Source organism: Candidatus Hydrogenedentota bacterium, assembly GCA_035450225.1.
Taxonomy (GTDB): Bacteria; Hydrogenedentota; Hydrogenedentia; order Hydrogenedentales; family SLHB01; genus DSVR01.
Genome location: DAOTMJ010000019.1, coordinates 1 through 19,179, shown reverse-complemented (window position 1 = coordinate 19,179; position 19,179 = coordinate 1). Strand labels below are relative to the sequence as shown.

Annotated in this window: 13 protein-coding genes; 3 read left to right on the top strand and 10 right to left on the bottom strand. The window is 60.9% G+C overall.

Going from position 1 to position 19,179, the window contains the following annotated elements:
- Positions 1–4 precede the first annotated feature (4 nt).
- From P5540_11425 to P5540_11395, 7 genes are all read right to left on the bottom strand, one after another.
- Positions 5–820 (bottom strand): aldolase/citrate lyase family protein, encoded by an 816-nt coding sequence (locus P5540_11425; protein ID HRT65424.1) that lies wholly within the window; start codon positions 818–820, stop codon positions 5–7.
- A gap of 6 nt (positions 821–826) precedes the next feature.
- Positions 827–1,243: a polymer-forming cytoskeletal protein gene (locus tag P5540_11420; protein HRT65423.1), complete on the bottom strand. Its 417-nt coding sequence runs from the start codon at positions 1,241–1,243 to the stop codon at positions 827–829.
- Positions 1,244–1,446: 203 nt separating this feature from the next.
- Positions 1,447–2,169, bottom strand: coding sequence for a hypothetical protein (locus P5540_11415; protein HRT65422.1), 723 nt, complete (start codon positions 2,167–2,169; stop codon positions 1,447–1,449).
- A gap of 36 nt (positions 2,170–2,205) precedes the next feature.
- Complete coding sequence (locus P5540_11410) at positions 2,206–3,249, bottom strand: PilZ domain-containing protein (protein ID HRT65421.1); 1,044 nt, start codon at positions 3,247–3,249, stop codon at positions 2,206–2,208.
- A gap of 84 nt (positions 3,250–3,333) precedes the next feature.
- Positions 3,334–5,616, bottom strand: coding sequence for a YfhO family protein (locus P5540_11405; protein ID HRT65420.1), 2,283 nt, complete (start codon positions 5,614–5,616; stop codon positions 3,334–3,336).
- A 9-nt stretch (positions 5,617–5,625) separates the two neighbouring features.
- Positions 5,626–7,092, bottom strand: coding sequence for a D-glycero-beta-D-manno-heptose 1-phosphate adenylyltransferase (gene rfaE2 / locus P5540_11400; GenBank protein HRT65419.1), 1,467 nt, complete (start codon positions 7,090–7,092; stop codon positions 5,626–5,628).
- Positions 7,093–7,289: 197 nt separating this feature from the next.
- Positions 7,290–8,615 carry a phosphatidylserine/phosphatidylglycerophosphate/cardiolipin synthase family protein gene (locus P5540_11395; protein ID HRT65418.1) on the bottom strand — a complete coding sequence of 442 codons (1,326 nt, stop codon included), beginning with the start codon at positions 8,613–8,615 and terminating at the stop codon, positions 7,290–7,292.
- Positions 8,616–8,727: 112 nt separating this feature from the next.
- Here P5540_11395 and P5540_11390 point away from each other — a divergent pair, with 112 nt between their 5' ends.
- The gene (locus P5540_11390) at positions 8,728–10,458 is read left to right on the top strand and encodes a cytochrome c biogenesis protein CcdA (GenBank protein HRT65417.1); all 1,731 of its coding nucleotides are present in this window, start codon (positions 8,728–8,730) and stop codon (positions 10,456–10,458) included.
- 233 nt (positions 10,459–10,691) lie between these two features.
- Here the strand turns inward: P5540_11390 and P5540_11385 are convergent, their stop codons facing one another.
- Positions 10,692–11,612, bottom strand: coding sequence for a TIM barrel protein (locus tag P5540_11385; protein ID HRT65416.1), 921 nt, complete (start codon positions 11,610–11,612; stop codon positions 10,692–10,694).
- A gap of 538 nt (positions 11,613–12,150) precedes the next feature.
- On the opposite strand from P5540_11385, the gene P5540_11380 reads away from it, so the two are divergent.
- Positions 12,151–13,224: a hypothetical protein gene (locus tag P5540_11380; protein ID HRT65415.1), complete on the top strand. Its 1,074-nt coding sequence runs from the start codon at positions 12,151–12,153 to the stop codon at positions 13,222–13,224.
- An 81-nt stretch (positions 13,225–13,305) separates the two neighbouring features.
- Here the strand turns inward: P5540_11380 and P5540_11375 are convergent, their stop codons facing one another.
- Both P5540_11375 and P5540_11370 read right to left on the bottom strand, forming a co-directional pair.
- Positions 13,306–14,550 (bottom strand): cofactor-independent phosphoglycerate mutase, encoded by a 1,245-nt coding sequence (locus tag P5540_11375; protein HRT65414.1) that lies wholly within the window; start codon positions 14,548–14,550, stop codon positions 13,306–13,308.
- A 785-nt stretch (positions 14,551–15,335) separates the two neighbouring features.
- On the bottom strand, positions 15,336–16,397 hold the full coding sequence (locus tag P5540_11370; GenBank protein HRT65413.1) for a hypothetical protein: 1,062 nt from the start codon (positions 16,395–16,397) through the stop codon (positions 15,336–15,338).
- A gap of 480 nt (positions 16,398–16,877) precedes the next feature.
- Between P5540_11370 and P5540_11365 the strand changes: the two genes are divergently transcribed.
- Positions 16,878–19,022, top strand: a complete 2,145-nt coding sequence (locus P5540_11365; protein ID HRT65412.1) for a hypothetical protein — start codon at positions 16,878–16,880, stop codon at positions 19,020–19,022.
- The last annotated feature ends 157 nt before the right edge of the window (positions 19,023–19,179 follow it).

Here is a 19,179-nt window from a genome sequence, read left to right as displayed (position 1 = left end):
TTCCTCAAATGGCTTCGGCTGTCGAACGACGTGCCGTGTCCGGCGTGTCGCCGAGGCTGTTTCGGAAACGGTCCATGTCGGCGGCAAGGGCGTCGCGGGCAAGGACGAGATCGCTGCTGTGCACGATCAAGTTGGCGCCTTTTCGAGCCCATTCGATGTGTTCCTCGATGCCGAATGAATAGTGCAACCCCGCCCCGATGTTTCGGGCGCGGGCTTTTTGGATGATGGAAACGACGGTTTCGCCGAAGGCGGGATCGCGGTAGCGTTCGGGAATGCCCATGCTGAGCGAGAGGTCGTGCGGGCCGATGAGGACGGCGTCGAGACCGGGCACGCCGAGGATCTCTTCGAGCCGTTCGACGGCGGGAACGCTTTCGACGTTGACGATGGCCATGCGGCCCTCGTTCCACTTCGCGAGATAGTCGCGCAACTCCGGTTCAAGGGGGTCGCCGGCGAGCGCGCGTTGCATGCGCTCGCCCTTGAGCGGGCGTAACTTGACGGCGCCGCACAATTCGCGAACCTGTGAAACGGACTCGACGTAAGGAAAAACGACGCCCGCCGCGCCGCCGTCGAGCGCCATGCAGGCGCGGTACGGATCGGGTTCGGGCACGCGCACGATCGGCGGCAGACCCAGCGCGCCATAGGTCTGGCACATCCAAGCCAGTTGCGTGCGTTCGATGGGGATATGTTCGGTGTCAATGAAAACGAAGTCAACCCCCGCGCCCGCCATTGCCCGTGGCCACAGCGGCGAAGGCGAAACCACGCATGTGCCGTAAACGCGCCGCCCGGTGCGCAGCGCGGTCTGGAGTTCGGCGGACGTCATCGGAAATCAGGCGCTTGGCGGCGCTTCCGCGGCGATATCGGGCGCGGCCGGCGCGGGGAGGGGCTGCTGGCCCGGCGCGCGCATGGCGCATGCGCCCTCGAAAAGGACCCCCTCGGCGATGCTGACGCGCGGCGCGGTAATGTCGCCGAGCAGTTTGCCTTTTTCGGTGATTTCGAGCCGGTCCTGGGCAAACACGTTGCCCTGCACCTCGCCGCCGATGATGATCTGGCCGGCCATGAGGTCGGCCTTTACGCGGCCGGTCTCGTGGATGACAATGGTGTCGTCGCTCATGATGCGTCCGGACACCATGCCCTCGATACGCACGGTGCCCTTGCACTTGACCTCGCCGTTCACCATCGTGCCCGGCCCGATAATCGTCACGACGCGCGTTTCGCTGTATCCCTTTTTCTTCGGTTCCATCATGGGTCTATCCGCCTCTCCGGTCCCACGTATTGCCTTGTCCTTGATCGGACAGGCTGGACAGCCTGTCCAGGCTGTCGTATGCAATGCCTCGTCCTCGATCGGACAGGCTGGACAGCCTGTCCCACGTTCAAGGCAGCCTATCCAGGCTGTCTACATGTTCCCTTGTATCACAACGCGATCCGCGCTGCAACATGATTCGGACACTACAACGGCACGAACAGCCGGCGCGCGCGCTTGATGGACGGTTCGCCCGGCTTGGCGGGTTCGTCGCAAAATTGCTGGTACCGTTGCTTGACGTGCGCCTCGATGTCCGCGGGCGCCGCCTCGACGGGCAGGCAATTCCAGACATCCAGGACAACGTATTGATCGCCGCAGCGGCGGGCGGTCAATTCGATCCCATAGAGGCGATCGCCGGCCGAGAAATACAGCGAGCCGGTGAGCGAACGAGCCGCCTCGTTCATGGTCGCCGCGTCGAAAATTCGGGCTTCGACCCCGCCGAAGGCCAGCGGACGCGCCTGTTCAAGGGCGATTCCCTCCTTCACGAGGACTTCGCGGATGGCGAGCAACGATTCCATGCAGGGCCGGCGATTCCCGGATGCGGGTTTGCGCGATTTGAACAGGCGCTGGTCGTCCTCGCGCAAGATCGCGGCGCCGGTCTCGCTGTCGGCGCAAACAGCGGGCGGATCGCCCAATCCGCTCGTTTTCAGGGCGTCGAACACCCCGGTGGCCATACGCAGAATGGATTCCGCGTCTTTGGCGCGAAGCGGTGAACGCAGGAAATGCGTTGCGCCGGCGGCCATGACGGCCAGACCCGCCAGCGCGGCGAGCAAGACCAGGCGTGGAAACAGGCGGCGGGGTTCGCGTTCGGTTTGATAGACAGTGCGAAGCACGCCCTGCTCGAATTGCAGGCGTACGCCGGTTTTCATTCTGTCGTGCATTCCGTATCCACCTCGGCGAGGATTCTAAACGATGTTGACGCCGGCATCGGAGGACGGCGAACCGGATCCCGCAGGACGCACCCGGCCGGTGACCGCCTCGCACATGTCGCGCGGACTCATGCCGGGCGGCAGATAAGCGGCCGCGCTACCCGCCGGCGCCTTGCCCTCGGTCCCATAAATAAAGACGGGAATGGCCTCGACCCAACGCGCAGCCTTGAGCAGGTCCAAAAATTGAACGCCCGCCACGTCGGACTGCGCATGGTTCACCAGCACGGCCGTCGGCGGAATCATGCGAAGCCGCAACAACGCCTCGACCGAACTCGGCGTGGCGAACACGTGCCAGCCTTTCTCCATGAACGCTTCCCGCAGCGGCGTGATGCGTTCCTGATCCTGTTCGACAATCAGCACGCGGGGCGGGGTTTTGTGATCGCCGCTTGATCGTTCGAGGGAAGCCGCCACATAAAAAGCCAGATCGCTCTGAAAATGTTCCTGCCCCTCCTGAAATTCGCATCCGAAGAAGGTGCCCGAATCGGTCGCGTGGGCGTTGCGCACCTTGGCGCGCAACCCCGAAATGGGCACGCCGTCGGGAAGCGTGAACGTCAATTCGACGTCTTCGTCGTTCGACACGGCGATCGGCGCCGACACGCGGCAGCCGTTGATGCTGAGATCGCGCAGTTCCGCCTCGCACTCCTTGCCTTCGAGCGCCAACCGGCAGGGAATGAAAAGATCGATGCGCTGATGCTTGCGGAACGTCACCAGTTCCATGCTCTCCGGCCACGCGACAAGACAGTAGGAAATATGCGGGCGCGTGTCCCAGTCGAGAATCGTTGACTCGAAACCGCAGGCGTTGCCGTGCGTCAGGAACCGGACCACGCACGGCTCGCCGCGTTCCAAGTGCAGGTAGCGGTTTTCCGTGCGGGGGCGATCCAGCATGATATACCGCGACTTCACCCACCCGCGAACCATCGAGCGGTATCGCTGGCCCGAATGACGCGCCACCGCCAGATGCAGCAGCACCGGCTCGTCTATGACCAGAAACGACTCTATGTCCGCACGTTGTTCGGCCATTTCTCCCGACTTTCAACTTGACTGACGGTAACTCTACCACAACGATTTGGGCCTACACAAAACCACATCCGATTTCGGCGGGAATTATTCCAAGTCCACCCGAGCCGCTTTGTCCACAACCGGAACACAAGAGGAAGACATGCTTGTCCTGGCCGTCGCGGCGGCGGCCAGCATGCACGCCAAAACCGCCAGCCCAAGTCCCGAAACGCGTTTGCCCATGGCAAGACTTTCGGGATCGAAACGAAATTCGACCGCGTGGATGCCGGGCTCGATCACGCATCCCATGAAATCGCCGTTCACCCGTTCCACGACAGCGTGTTTGCCGTCAACGGTCGCCCGCCAACCCTGGTGGTAACTTGCAGCGAGGACCAACAGTTGCCGCGAGGAGGCCTCGGCTTCGATGCGGTAGTAGCCCGGGTGGGAGGCCGTGCGCAAGATCGTGCCCGGCAAACCGTCCGGCAATGCGAGGGGACGCTCCACAAAGGCCGCGCGAAACAAGTCCACGCCCTGTATGTCGCGTTCCAGGTTGTCGCTCTGAAGCGTTTCGGTCACCAAGCGGACGCGCGGCAGGACATGCCGCAGTTCGATCCATTCCGGTTTGATATGGGGGCGCTGCGGGACGCGTGTCGCCCAGCGCACGCCGGCGAGTCGAAGGGCGGCCGGATGATCCACGTCGTAGGTGAGCCGTGTGCGCAGGTCCACGCCGGTGTACCCCCCGCAATTGTCAATGTTCCGCAGGCTGAATGCGTTGGCCTCGTGCTGGTACAGCCGGGCGCCCGCGACCGGCGGCGGCGGAAACTGCCCGATGTATTCGCTCAACGTCTGGGGCTTGGACGGCCAGACAAAATGCAGTCCGTACAAGGCCTGATCCCCGGTGGCAAACAATACCAGCGCGGCCAGCGCGATCCGGGAGCCGCGCGAGGACGCCAACACAAGGATCGCGGCCAGCGTAATCAGCACGGGGCCGATGAACCACGCGGGCATCGGAGCGAGACAGGAGGCGTACAACTCCTGCAAGGGTTGGAACCGTATCGCCAACAGGCCCGCCAAAATCCACGACGCCGCGACCAGTCCCGCCAGCAGTCCGGCGGGTGCGCGTCCCGGCGGCCGGTTCAGCCCGGCGAACGCGAATGCGCCAAGAACGGCCAGCGAGAGGTGGACCAGCACGATGTGCCGGGCCGCCCCGCGAAACGATCGCAGAAACGGCAGTTTAGACACGAACGGATAGACCCACGCGTGTTCACCGAACGCCATCAGCAGCGCAAACGCGCCAAAAACAAAGGCGGCGCACGCCAGAGGAACCGCGGACACTCCTTCGGATGGCGTCGGCCCGCTGTTCGATGCTCTCCGACCATTTCGCGATCCCCACAACATTCCCAGCGCCCATGCGGCCAACGCCGTGGCGGCGGCACCGTTGTACAAGCCGAATTCGACGGCGGTGGGCTTGGACATGCGGCCCGCGTAGATGCCTTCCGTAAAAAAGTACGGCCCGATAAACTGCAACAGGTTCTTCGGTTCCAGGGACAGCGAAAAACTGAACGCCGGCGACGGTTGGGCGCGTTCCGACCCGGCCAGCATGTCCAAAGTGGGAATCCACTGGACCGCCCCAATCGCCATGCCGGTCCCTTTTGCGAAGGCAAGCCACGCCAGCCGCGCGACAACGACCCGGGCGGACTCGCCGCCCCGAATCAGAATGCCCGCCGCAAACAGCGCATAGGGCCCTTCGGCCAGCGCGGAAAAATACACGGCCTGCGGGAATCCCAGCAGCCATTGCGACGCGGACAACAGCGCGACGCCGGCGGCGGCCATGCGGCGCGCGCGCGGATTTTTCCCCCGCAAAGAAACATCCACCAACGCAAGCAGCCACGGAATGTGCGAAATCACCTGCAGCGCATTGATGTGCATGCTGTGCAGCAGGTTAAAACCGCCGAACGTGAAAAGCGACGCGCCGAAAAGGCAGGCGGGCATGGGCAACCGCCAGCGCCGTAGAAAAAGGACCGTCCCCGCGAACATAAACGGGTAGGCCATCACACACTCAAGGACAAAAGCCGGTTCCAGCGCGAGGAAACGGTACAGCAGCCAGTGCAATGGGTGGTACATGCCCGCCTGCCCTTCCGCATGGACGTAATAGCCGCACAGGATGGACGGCATCCAGGCAAAGTCGAATCCCTGCCGGAGGCATTCGTTGTAGAACGCGCGCAACGGAAGATGATAAGCGCCCAAATCGGAATACGTGTAAACGCGGCCGGTGAACAGGGGATAAGCCAAGACCGCCAGGATCGCGGCGGCGCCGGCCAGAATGCAAGAGGAAGGATGAAGGATTACAGATGAAAAACGAAGCGAACGCCTTGCCGGTTCTTCGTTCATCCTTGCCGATCAGCCTTGCACGATGCGCTCGATAATCGCCGTCGTGGATTGTCCCTCCACGCCGGGGATAATGGCGATGCGCCCACCGTAGCCCTCGACGACGCGCCGCTCTTCCTGCACGATCGTTTCAAGCGTGTAATCTCCGCCCTTGGCATACACGTCCGGTTTCAAGGCTTCAAGAAAACGAACCGTCGTCTTGTCGCCGAAAATGACGAGGTAATCCACGCACGCCAAGGCCGAAAGCACGAGCGCGCGATCGGCTTCGTTCACAACCGGACGGGTCGGCCCCTTGTTTTCGCGCACCGAAGCGTCGCTGTTGAGTCCGACGACCAGCACGTCGCCCAGTTTCGCCGCTTTCTGCAAATAGGTAATGTGCCCGACATGCAGGATGTCGAAGCATCCGTTCGTCCATACGACGGTCTTGCCTTCCATTTGGAGACGTTGGACGACCGGCGCGAGTTCGTCGAGCGTTTTCAGTTTGGCGGGCCCCTTGGCCCCCTCGATGGCCCGCAAGGTTTCCTCGCGCGTGACCGTAACCACGCCTTTTTGGGCGACGGCAACGCCGGCGGCGGCGTTTCCCACAAACGCGGCGTCGCGCAACGTGCCGCCGGCCAGCATCGTCAGTGTCACGGCCGCCGTGACCGTGTCGCCTGCGCCGGTAACGTCCACCACGTCGCAGGGCAGGATCGGAACGGTCTCGACGGATCCGTCCTGGGCGAAGATCGTAATGCCATCCGGTCCGCGGGTAATCATGGCGTTGCGCGCGAACGACAGGAGTTTACGGCCCGCTTCCATAAGGGATGCCTCGTCGCGCACGTCAACGCCCGTCGCAAGCCCCGCTTCACGGTCATTGGGCGTCACAAGGTCAAAATCCTTGAAGGCCGATGCCCGCTTGCGCGAATCGGCGACCGTAAGCAATTTGTGTTTCCGGGCGCATGCAACGATTTCGGCGATTACACGTTCAGTTACGACGGACGACACCTGATCGCCGACCATGATCGCGTCCACTTCGGGCGCGCGCGCGCGAATATTGGCGACGACCTGCTCCTCGACGTCGCCGGAAATAAACACGGGCGCGGGCGTGTCCGTGCGCAGCACTTCCTGTGTCGGCGTATTGTGTCCGCCCGCCCGCAACTTGCCGTAGGTGTTGGTGGGGCGTCCCGGATCCGTCACCACACCGGACGTGTCCACGTTGCGCACGGCGAATTCCTTGCGGACAATGTCGGCGTTTGAATCGTTGCCCACCACGCCGATCATATAGGTCTTGGCGCCCAGCGCCGCCACGTTGCAGGCGGCGTTTCCCGCAGCGCCGGGATTGTGTTTACGCTCCTGCACCTCGAAGATCGGTATCGGCGCCTCAAGGCTGATGCCGGTCACGATGCCGAATACATTCTCGTCCAGATAGATGTCGCCGACAACCAGCACGCGCTTGGTCTCGAATCGCGCCAGCAACTCGCGGTAATTCGTCTGAGTCATGTGATCCCTTGCTCCAATAGAACCGTTCCGTGGAACAGACAGTCGAGTCTGTCCACGCTTCGTACAGGCGGACAGGCTGGACAGCCTGTCCCACTATGTATAAACGGCGGGGACAGCCTGTCCGACTGTCTGTAGCGCGCGCTACCGCACGCGATCCCGAAAATGCACGCAACCGATTCTAGCCAATAGGCGGGAGTTCAATCAATCCGTTCCGGCTTCCGCGGCTTCCACGCCTTCACTTCGCTGCATTGCGCAAAGTCGTCTTCAAACATGCGCTTGACGGCCTGTATGGCATCGGTGTCGAGGGTGGCAATGGCGGATTCGGTGTAGTATTTTTCGGACGTAAACGTCGTGTTGTACGAACCGATGGCCGCGACAACGTCGTCAACCAGGAATCCCTTCGAGTGCATCGGGGCGTCGCCCGAATACTCGAAGATGCGCACGCCCGCCTCCAGCAGCGGCGGATATTCCTGGCGCGTAAAATCGTAGTAAGGCCCGGCCCCGAACATGATCATGCGCATGTTGCGCCGCGAATTGGTCATGAGACGCACGTCCACGCCGCGTTTCGCGGCGGCGATGAGCGCCTGTTTCTGAATCGGCGCCGGCCGCATCGAAATGCACTGCCAATAGACATGCGATTGGGCGCGGTCTATCGTTTCCTTGAAAAAGGGCGTCATGTGCGCGACGCCGTTGTACTCGAAAGGCTGCTGATACAGGAACCGCGTCAGGCCGCGGACCCGGCAACCGTATGGCGCCCGCGGATCCGGCGCGAGATAGTCCTCGTAACGCAGGTGCGCGGGAAACATCGCTTCGGCATACGCGGCGCGTAACTGGCGGTCCGCGCAATCAAAGGATTCCTGGTCCGCGGAACGGTTCCAGCGCTTCACGAATTCCGCCTCGACGATCGCGGCCTGCGGGCCGCGCACATAGATGTCCGTGTCGCGCCACGCCTTCTTCGCGACGGTGCCGCCGCGCTCGTAACGTCCGCTCCAGTTCATGCCGCCGGTCAGCGCCTCCTGGCCGTCCACCACGAGGTATTTGTCGTGTAAATGCTTGCGCCAGAATTTGGCGGGGTTCGGAAAAACGACCTCCGACATTTTGCCGTACATCTCGACGCCAATCCCGTTTTGCCTCATTTTCTTGTAAAACGGCCGGTTGGCGATGGAGTACATACCGAAAACAATCATCTTGACGTCCACGCCCTCTTTCTTTTTGCGGATCAACAGATCGGCGAACTTCCGGGTCGTTTCGTCGTTGAATATGTACATGGTCGTGAAATAGATGGACTTTTTGGCTTCTTCGAGCATGCGCCAGCGCACCGGATACGAGGCCACGCCGTTGACCAGCACCTGGATTTCGTCGCTCACACTCAGGACGCTGTTGGTCTTTTCGTTCAGTTCGCGCTGAAACGCCGGTTCGAGAATGGGATGCAGCGGCGGCAGCGGGCCGTCCGCGCAAGCCGCACCGGTCGGGATCAGGAACAAGACGGCGCATAGAAAATGTTTTATTTGCCTGAAGAACATGGCTATCCTGTGAACTTGTTGTAAATGAAAACGGTACAATAACATATAAGCGTAAAAACATGCCAGAAACCAGCCATGCCACGGACGAACGATCAATGGAAGTGAGCGAATCATGATTTTCTCCCACCGTTCTTTGCGCGACAGGGATGTCTTGCGGAATGCCGCGCTTGCGATGCTGTTGGTCTCTTTTGTCGCGGCAACCACCGCCTCAGGCGCAACAGACGCACCGGCGCCCACCGTCTCCGCCGCATTCGAAACCGGCGCCGTCCATGCCGGAGCGACGGCCCGCGCCAACGTGAATGTCATCTTTGCCGAGGGATGGCACGTCAATGCGCACAAACCCAACGATGAATACCTGATTCCCACGGATCTGAAAATTGATCCGCCGACCGGCATCGCCGTCCGTGAAACCACCTATCCCGAACCGGAGAAAATGGTTCTCGAGGGGACCGGCGAAACGCTGCTCACCTACGGGCCCAAATTTTCCATCGGCATCATGTTCGACATCGCACCGGATGTCCAGCCCGGCGAACACACCATAAACGGCGTCCTTGAATATCAAGCCTGCGACAAAAAACAGTGTTACCCGCCAAACTCGATTCCCGTGACATGGACGGTCAATGTCATTTCAGCAACACAATCGCTTGCGCCGCAACCCACCCAATCGCCGAAGGAACCGAACACAAGCACGAGCACGAATATCCCAAACCCCATACCCCAAACCCCATACCCCAATGCCGATTGGATTCCACTCGCAAACGCATTCACCGTGGCGGGCGACGCGTCCGGATACCTCAATGCGACGGATTTCATCGCCTTTCTCGATGAGGTCGAAACCGGCCGCGGCATGGCCGGCAAGAATTCCCTTGTCGGCCAAACCGGCTGGCTTGTCGTCGTGTTCGCGATTGTCGGCGGATTGCTGCTCAACCTGACGCCGTGCGTGCTCCCGCTGATCCCCATCAACCTCGGCATTATCGGCGCGGGGGCCAAGGCCGGATCGCGCGGGCGCGGATTCCTGCTCGGCGGAACCTACGGCACGGGCATCGCGATCACATACGGCGTGCTCGGACTCGTCGTCATCCTGGGCGTGTCCAAAACCTTCGGGGCGATCAACGCCACGCCATGGTTCAACGCGGGGATTGCGATCGTTTTCACGGCGCTTGCCCTTGCGATGTTCGACGTCTACCTCTTGGATTTCACGCGCTTTCAGACCCGACTCGGTTTCCGGAAAGGCGGCGGCCATTTTACCGCCGCGTTCGTCATGGGCGCGGTTTCGGCGCTGCTCGCCGGCGCCTGTGTCGCGCCGGTGATTATTTCGACCATCGTCTACGCGCAGGACCGTTATGCGAACGGCGTGTGGGCGGCGTTGTTCCTGCCGTTTCTCGTCGGCGTGGGCATGGCGTTGCCGTGGCCCTTCGCGGGCGCGGGACTGTCCTTCCTTCCCAAGCCCGGCGCGTGGATGGTGCGCGTGAAACAGGCGTTCGGCGTGCTGATCCTTTTATTCGCGGCCTACTACGCCCATCTCGCCTACGACCTCGTGCGCGCCCGGCATGCCGACGGCGAACTGGCCGGTTGGACGCCTTCGATCGCGGAGGGTCTCGCCCGGGCACAACGCGAACAAAAGCCCGTGTTCATTGATTTCTGGGCGACATGGTGCAAGAACTGCACCATGATGGACAAAACGACGTTCCTCGACCCCGATGTCCAGAAGCGCATGGCCGGATACGTCAAAATCAAATTCCAGGCCGAGCGTCCCAGCGATCCCGACACGCGGAAGGCCATGGAACACTTCGGCGTTGTCGGTCTGCCCACCTACATGGTCCTGAAACCACCGAAACCATGACGGTCGGCGGATCGGCTATATAGTAAACTGTGCAGGATAAGTTCCTTGCCCGCACAACGTGGGACAGGCTGTCCAGCCTGTCCGACAGGGCGCACATCGCGCTTACGACGACATAACCGATTATTTGGGTGGGACAGGCTGTCCAGCCTGTCCGACAGGGCGCGCCTTCGAAATGGACAAATTGGACCGTCGGTCCAGCATAATAAGGTTCATCAGACTTTTGGAAAACGCTCTTATAGGCCGAGCGTGGCGAGAAAAGCCCGGTTGCGGCGGGCGCTTTCCATCGGCGTGCCCATGCCCGGAAGGACATCCTGTTCCACGACGACCCAGCCGGCATACGCGCGCGCGTTCAGCCGCTCCATCACCGCGCCGAAATCAACGCAGCCGCGCCCCAACTCGCAAAAGACGCCATGGCCAACCGCCTCGAAGTAATCGTGCTTTTCGGCGCGGGCGCGCGCGGCGACACCGGGATCGCAGTCCTTGAAGTGCATGTGCCAGATTCGGTCCGCGAAGCGATCCAGCGCCTCGATGACGGCATCGGAATTTCCCGCGCCGTAGGCATAATGGCCGGTGTCGAGAACCAGCCCCACCACGCCGGGGTCGGTCATGGCCATGAGCCGTGCAACCTCGTCCGGCGTTTCGATGTATCCGCCGCAGTGATGATGGAACACCGTCCTGAGTCCGCACGCGGCCTTTACAGCGCGCGCAATACGGTTCGTTCCCTCGGCGAACGCCTCCCATTCGGCATCGGAAAGGCCCATGTCCGGCGCAATACGCCCGGCGTTTTTCGTGCGAACGGGATCCGTGCCGTTGTCGTCCGCCAAAACGAGAAACGGCCGGTTTCCGGGCGATGCCGCGGCCAGCAGACGCGCCACGCGCAGCGCCGCCGCCTCGCCTTCGGCGTGCAGGGCCGGCTCCTTCAACGCCACCGGCACGAAAGCGCCGATCAACGTCATGCCGCGCGATTCGAGTTCCGCCCGCAGCCGATCCGGTTCGGTGGGCATGAAACCCCAGTCCCCCAGTTCCGTGCCGGCGTAACCGGTCGCAGCCATTTCATCGAGCACACGGCGGAATCCCGCGCTCTCGCCTTCCAGACTCTCGAATTCCAGCGCGCCCCACGAACACGGCGCGTTGCCCACGCGAATCGCCGGCATAGTACCATCCTCCTTCCATATTTCTAGCCCGACTGTATCACATCGGCCCTGGAGGATTGAAACCCCTTCAGCCCCAACGCAGACCTATCTAAATTCCAGGCAAGCCCGGCTCGTCAGACGTCATACGCTTTCTGCGGCCAAGCGTCATAATCTTGCTCTTGCTCTTGCTCCTGCTCTTGCTCCTGCTCTTGCTCTTGCTCTTGCTCTTGCTCTTACTCTTGCTCTTGCTCCTGCTCCTGCTCCTCGTGCTCATACGCGTAATCGTCATCGAGAGAACACGAGGCGGATCAATTACAAGCACGATGACGAGCACGATCAGGAAGACACGGAAGCCCCTCCCAGCAATCGGGCATCATCGTCTTCCGTGCCATTAGATGCGGCTGCACGGTTTCGGTCCCCAAAATTAGATACCGCTCTGATGGTTCGATGTTGTAGAATGACCGTCTGGGTTGTACCGGCCCCACGCGCAACTTTTTCGCGCGCCGCCGGATAAAACACCATCGGGAGCGGCTGTGGAGCATCCCTTCGGAGAACGCCAATGGTCTTTATTACGCGACTAATCATTTACCTTGCGATGACATTGCTGGGCGTCGTCTCGATGTGGACGACCTACGTCAGCGTGCGCGATTCGATTCTCCCCGAGCCGGTCGTCCGGCTGAACCTAGGACAAGGCGTTGTCTGGGACTGTTCCATCATCGCGCTGGGTTTGTCGGTGGCGATCGGCCTGATGCTGTTCGCGCTCAAGGTAGCCATCATTGACGAGCAGAAACGCCTCAATATCCTCGGACTCATCGGCCTGACGGTCGTCGGCTTCATCAGCATTTCGTTCAATCTGGACGTTCTGTACCGAACGGCGGACCGCGATTTCTTCGTGCGCTACTCGTCCGAAAAAATGCGCGCGGTCTACGAAGATTATCTGCGCGAGGCGCAGACGATCCTGCTCGCCAAGGAAGAGAAGGCGAAGAAAGACATCGCCCGGCAGAAAGGCGAACTGGCCGCCGAAATCAAGGGACTGCGAAAGGCCCCCGAAGGATACGGCCCAATCGCCAAGGAAGAGGATTACAAATTGACCGTCCTGCAGGAAACGGCGGCCGTGGACCTCGAAAACATCACGATGGCCTTGGCGAAAAAGGACGAAGCCGACACCCTCTTGAAAACGACGCATCCGGCGAAGATCGAAGAGGTGGATGAATTGCAAAACCGACTCCGCGTCGCCATCAAGGACATTGGCGCCCATGCCGGCCTGCCCTTGCCCGCCGTGGTCAAAATCGAAAGCCCCCTCTTCGCCGTTTTCGCCAAAGTGTTCGATTTCAACACCATCGGCATCAAGGAAATCTTTTTCCTTGTGGTCGCGTTTTTCCTCGATCTGGGCGACATCATCGGATACAGCCTGATTCCGAACAAGCCCAAAAAGAAGAAGGAAGAACCCTTGCCGGACTTCACGGAACCCGAACGAATGTTTCGTGCGCGTCTGCAGGACGAATCCGCCGCAATCCCGCGTCTTGAACTAGCCATCGAGCCGCAGCCCGCGCCGGAGGCGGATCCGCCCACCGAAAACCTGCCCGCCGCCGCGCCCGAACCCCGGCGTCCCTTCGGTTTCCGCAGAAAATAAAAACGGCCACCGCCGGACAAACAAGAAACCCATTCGCCGGGCCCGAGGCGACGAATCCTCTTTCGACAGACAGATAGTTGCCTATGACGCACATGGCGCCGGACCGGCCATGAAATCAACGCGTTCCGATTGCAGAATGCGGGGCACAAGCGTGTGGCCTTCTTCGATCAAGACGCCCGTGGCCCGGGCGGCGGATTCGGAATAAGCCTCCGCCGGGCAACCCGCGATGCCTTCGCCGGCAAGCACAAAGGGGACGGGGCCGTGCGCATGGGTGCGCGTCGAAATTGCGGTGACATGATCGGGCGCCACGAGAATCCGGGTGTGTGGATGCGCGGACAAATACTCCAAAAACGGGGCGACGACGTAGGCGTCGAAATCCTCGATTGCGCGAATCTTGAGATCGGTCCGGCCCTGGTGGCTGGTTTCGTCGGGCGCTTCGACGTGAAGGTAGACGAAGTCGAATTCGCGCAGCGCCTGTTGGGCGGCCGACACTTTGCCTTTGTAATTCGTGTCGAGATACCCCGTGGCGCCGGGCACCTTGATCACGTTCAGGCCGGCGGCAACCCCGATGCCGTTGACCAGATCGACCGCGGAGATGACCGCCCCCGTCAGGGCGAAGCGTTCCCGGTAGGATGAAAGTTTCGGCGATAGGCCCTGTCCCCAGAGCCAGACCGACGTGGCGGGATTCTTGCCTTCGGCCATCCGGGCCCGGTTGACCGGATGATCAGCCAACACGGGACGCGACGCCTCCATCAGCGCGCGGGGAAATTCCGATCCGGGTCCGGAAGGCAGGTGGTCCGCATACGGCTGATCCGTGATATCATGGGGCGGCGTGCAGACGATGTTCGCCAATTCGGCGACCTGATCGGGCGGCGCCGTAACGATGGCCAAGTTGCGATAACCGACCCCCGGCGAAAAGTACACCGGGAAACCCTGGAGCCGATCGTTCAGCGCCGCCATGAGTTGGGCGGATTCCTCGGAGGAAATATGTCCGGACGTGAAATCGGCCATGCGCCCGTCGCGCAGGGTAACGAGGTTGCAGCGAAACGCAACCTGGTTCGGGGCGAGGGTGATGCCCTGATTGGCCGCCTCAAGCGGCGCCCGGCCGGTATACGCCGATTTCGGATCGTACCCGAAAAGCGACAAATTGCCGATGTCGCTGCCGGGTGGCGTGTCGGACGGAATGGGACAGAACAGGCCGCAAGCGCCCATTCGCGCCAATTCGTCCATCGAAGGGGTAAACGCAACCTCCAAGGGGGTACGGTTGTCCAATTCAGAAAGCGGAAAATCGGCCATGCCGTCGCCGACAAGCACTACATATCGCACCTTGAACCTCCTCCGGAATGTCCTCCGGGTCATTTGCACGCTAACACAGAAAAAATGAGCATGTCAAACGGTTTCCATCCGCCCGATTTCGACCGGAATGGCATCGCTCGCCGGTTGATATCCCTTGTGTCTTTTATGTCTCTTTATGACCCTGTAGATCTTTCTATTAAGTTGCAACACCGCCAAATACGTTTATTATGATAAAAATGTAAAAGAAACTAATAATATGACAATTGCTGTTTCGATCTTTTTGGCCGATCATCCATGCGCACGGGAATTGATTTCCCATGTCCCTTCGTCCGTTTTAGCCGGCTTCCCTGAAAATCGTATCGAATGGTCACAAGCGACGCTGGATGCCTTTTCGCGGTATGCAGCGCTGATAGCGGAATGGAATGACCGGGCGGGATTGGTTTCGCCCCGTGACATGCCTCATTTGGCGGAACGGCATATCCTCGATGCCTTGAGCCTATTGCCTTACCTGCCGATGCCAAGTGAAGGAAAAATAACCCTCATGGATATCGGCAGCGGCGCCGGTTTTCCGATCTTCCCCATGAAAATTATGCGCGACGACCTCGAAATCACTTTGATCGAGCGGAATACGCGCAAGATCGCATTCCTGGAATGGGCCGTCAACGCATTGGGCTTTCAAAACATGCACATCTTGGAAGGCGAATTTCCAGCCCGGCAACCCGAAACGAAGCCCCGGTTTATCACGGCGCGCGCTGTGGAAAAACCCACACGCCTCCTCAGAATATTGAAAAACTATTTGACACCCGAAACGATATTTATCTGCCAGTTTCAGAATCCGGGGAAGATTCTGGGGCCGATGTTTCACGTGGAACCTGTGGAGGATGAATGGAGTCGCAGGGGGTGGCGAAGAGGGCATCTTTCAATCGTGAAACGACGTCATTGAAGTGCAGCGCCTCACCGGACTGTTCCACGTGGAACACGGCATCGGCGTCCCCGTAAATCGTCGCAATGGCGATGAAGTGCAGGGCGGCTTCGTAAACGCCCAATGATCCGAGCCGCTCCGGAGTGTATGGCAGCGGCTTCAGTGCATTCAATTGGCCGACATCGTCCCGGAACGCCAAAGCGGCATCGCAGACCTCCTTCGCATCGGGCAGATGTCCGCTGATGGGCGAAAAAACCCGTTCCCCAGCCGCCTTGGCCCATGACGGCAATGCGGTTTCGCGAAATTCATCCTGCCAAAATGGGAGGATGGCGGGACTAATCCACTCGCCGCCCCGGCCCACGCAATGAAACCGGATCAAGGCATCCAGTTCCCGCTTGCGGCGGGTCCACGCCTCGGTTGGTTTCTTGTTGACGGCCGCCGCTATCCGCAACCCGGCATCCACACCCATGTAATGCTCCAGAAACGTCATGTCGTCCACGGTGTCCCGCCAACGGTTTGCATCGAATCCAGCCAAGGGCTGACGGTTCCGGGAATCCACCCAGCGGACCAAAAAATCCACCGTGCTTTCGGTCGCCGGCCAGCAGGACGCTAGAAACTCATACCGCTCGACCTCAGGCAAACACCGGGCATGCCGCCAAAAAAAGGAAAGCACCCAAGCGCCCACGCCGGGATCCAAAATCGTGTCGGGAAGCACTTCCGCGCCATCGGCCAAGACCAAGACCGGCCACGACCCAGCCGGACGGCCGGGATTGTCTGTCCGGCGGATCAAATCAAGACAGAACCGGGCGTGTTTCTGCGCCCGATCCGGCATGTGGGCCAGATCCCATGCATACGCCACCCAGACGCTCTCCCGCAGAGCATCGAACGGCAATCCGCCGACCGGCGTATGCCCGGTAATCACCGCGCCGGTCGCCGCATCCAGACTTTTCTCCATGACAAGCAGATCTTCCGAAAGAGACGCAAAGGCCGGACGGTCCCGTTCGGCGGACAACGGGGCGAGCGAACCCCGACCCGATTCGCCCGAATAGGATTCAGCGCATATCAATACCAAAGTTAGTGATACAAGCATGTAATTGTATTTATATACTATTCTAAGGTCCTGCGTCATGGATTGCCGCTGTCCTTCGCGTGTTGCGGACCGCGCTGTTCCGGTCCGGATCGCCTGCGTCCAAATTACAGTGTGCAAACGACATTTGCAACCGGCGCCGAATCTTTCGCCTTTTTTCATTGCAACGTGGCAAGGATTGTTGTAGGATGGCGTCAGGCTCATGGTTCAATCATACCTTGGCGCAAGAAGTGAAGTTTGAATAGGCGCTCTATCGGTTTGGAGTGCCGTTTGGCAAGCAAGGCAAACGGTTTCCTTGCCCGTCGGCGAACGCTCCAGCCTTTTGAACGCCGGAAAGGAAACTATCCCATGAACACGAAAATGCATTTATTTTTCATGGCGGCGATAGCCTTGCCGATCCTGGCAGGACCGGCGCTGGCCGGGCCGCCGAGCCTGATGCTGAGCACCGATTTCAGCAGCCTTCCCCCCGGGACGGTCGTACAGGGCAGCGCCGGGCTTTCCGGTGGATACTTGCAGTTGACGCCGGCCACCGGTAGCCAACAGGGCGCGTGGTATTGGGATCCCGGCCAGGTGCTGACCACGTTCCACCTCAAATGCGACATCTACATGGGCAACGGCTCCAGTCCTCCCGCGGACGGCATGGCCTTCTGCTACGGGCCGCTCAACTGGAGTAGTTCGTTCGGCGAATACGGATACGGCAATGGACTGCGGGTGTGCATGCCGACCTACAACACGAATCGCCTTATCGTCTATTACGGCGCAACCACCGTCGCCGACATCGCCCTTTCCAGCGCGATACTCGTCAACAGCCGGTGGACGCAATTCGCCATTGATATTGACGCCAACGGCACGTGCTATGTCTCGCACGACCGGAATTTGTATGTGTACCACACCATTTCCGGCTGGAATCCGCAGGCGGGGTGGACGGTCGGCGTAGGCGGTCGCACCGGTGGCGCGTGGGAATTAAACGCGATCGACAACCTCACGATTTCCAAGTCGGAGCCGTTCGCCGTTTCCATGACCCGCGCCAGCGCGAATCCGGTTGTCGTGGGCGCATCGAGCATTGATTACACGACGCTTTTCAACGAAACGGTCTTCAATTTGGGAACCGCGGATTTCAACCTGACGACGACGGGGAGCGCGAGCGCGGCCGTCGCCTCGGTCATCGGCCCCAACTTCGCCGTCAACGAGAGTTTCGCGTCCGGCCCCGGCGCGGGCACGCTTGTGGGCAGTGCCTTGATTACTTCGGGCGAATTGCATCTCACCGAGGCCGTGAACGGCCAGACGGGGCGATGGTATCTCGCTCCCCGGCGGATGGCGGGCTTTTATTCGCAATTCGATCTATACATCGGCGGAGGAAACGGCGCGGATGGTTTCCTGTTTGCTTACGGACCCGACGCGACATCTTCGGGCATTGACGGGCCGGCGACCGGCCTCGCCGTTTCGTTCGACACCTACGACAACGGCGGCGAGGGCACGCCCAATATCGTCATCAAGCATGCCAACGTCGAGCGGCATATTACGAGCCGGGCGCTTCGGACCGGTTCCTGGGTGCCGGTCCGGATCAACGTGACGACCGAGGGACTCTGCACGGTGTGGTGGAATGGCGCCCGTTGCGGCGCCGACGTGCCGCTGCCCGGATGGAACCCGCAAACCAACTGGTTCGTCGCCCTGAGCGGTTTTACCGGCGGCCTCAACGACCGGCACTGGGTGGACAATTTCCAGATCTATGACAATTCCTACACCGTCAGGCTCAACACGCTGTCCGGCGCGGGAACGGTCCGGCTCAATTTGAACAACGCCACCGTGAACGACTTTGCCGGCAGCAATATCGCTCCCGCCACGCAAGCCGCCGATGAAACATACACGTTCGACCTTGTTCCACCGACGGTGAGCGCGGTCGCGGTGCAGAGCGGCTTGACGGTGGACGTAACCTTCTCCGAGGCCATGGGTTCGGGCGTGACGACGGCCGCCAACTACGCCTTGTCCGGCACAGGCAAGGGCACGCTGGCGACTAATCCGGATTCGGTGGCGCTGGTGAGCGGCAACACCTACCGGCTGACATGGAATACCGGCGAAATGAAGAACGGCGGAAACGTCACCATTGCGGTTTCCAACGTCCAGGACTCCGTCGGAAACACGATCGGTTCGCCGAACAGCGGCACGCATTCGGGCGGCGGCATCGGCACGGCGCCGAATGCCACGGCGGTGACGCCCACAACGCCCAGCCCCACGTCCGGCTCGACGGTGTCCTTTTCGGTGGCGTTCGACGAGGCGGTGCAGAATTTCGATGCCGCTACCGATGTGACGGTCAACACGACCGGCACCGTGGCGTACGTTGGCACAAGCATTTCCGGCGTCGGCCAGAATTACACCGTGGACTTGACGGGCATTTCGGGCGACGGCACGCTCACGCTCGCCGTGAACACGTCCTCGGACGTGGCGGACCTGGGGGCAACGGACTGGCTTCAAGCCAGACGAGCAGCGCGGTGACGGTGGATCAAACGCCGCCGACGGTGACGGGCGTGGCGGTCCAGACGGGCTTGACGGTGGACGTGTCGTTCAGCGAGGCGATGGGCGCGGGCGTGACGACCTCGACGAATTATGCCTTGTCCGGATCGGGCCGGGGCACGCTTGCGGCGAATCCGGA

Excerpts from the sequence above, each read along its gene's own strand:
- rfaE2 (HRT65419.1), bottom strand. The coding sequence starts at position 7,092 with ATGACTCAGACGAATTACCGCGAGTTGCTGGCGCGATTCGAGACCAAG.
- P5540_11370 (HRT65413.1), bottom strand. The coding sequence starts at position 16,397 with ATGGAGAAAAGTCTGGATGCGGCGACCGGCGCGGTGATTACCGGGCAT.
- P5540_11390 (HRT65417.1), top strand. The coding sequence starts at position 8,728 with ATGATTTTCTCCCACCGTTCTTTGCGCGACAGGGATGTCTTGCGGAAT.
- P5540_11420 (HRT65423.1), bottom strand. The coding sequence starts at position 1,243 with ATGATGGAACCGAAGAAAAAGGGATACAGCGAAACGCGCGTCGTGACG.
- P5540_11380 (HRT65415.1), top strand. The coding sequence starts at position 12,151 with ATGGTCTTTATTACGCGACTAATCATTTACCTTGCGATGACATTGCTG.
- P5540_11395 (HRT65418.1), bottom strand. The coding sequence starts at position 8,615 with ATGTTCTTCAGGCAAATAAAACATTTTCTATGCGCCGTCTTGTTCCTG.
- P5540_11405 (HRT65420.1), bottom strand. The coding sequence starts at position 5,616 with ATGAACGAAGAACCGGCAAGGCGTTCGCTTCGTTTTTCATCTGTAATC.
- P5540_11425 (HRT65424.1), bottom strand. The coding sequence starts at position 820 with ATGACGTCCGCCGAACTCCAGACCGCGCTGCGCACCGGGCGGCGCGTT.
- P5540_11365 (HRT65412.1), top strand. The coding sequence starts at position 16,878 with ATGAACACGAAAATGCATTTATTTTTCATGGCGGCGATAGCCTTGCCG.
- P5540_11410 (HRT65421.1), bottom strand. The coding sequence starts at position 3,249 with ATGGCCGAACAACGTGCGGACATAGAGTCGTTTCTGGTCATAGACGAG.
- P5540_11415 (HRT65422.1), bottom strand. The coding sequence starts at position 2,169 with ATGAAAACCGGCGTACGCCTGCAATTCGAGCAGGGCGTGCTTCGCACT.
- P5540_11385 (HRT65416.1), bottom strand. The coding sequence starts at position 11,612 with ATGCCGGCGATTCGCGTGGGCAACGCGCCGTGTTCGTGGGGCGCGCTG.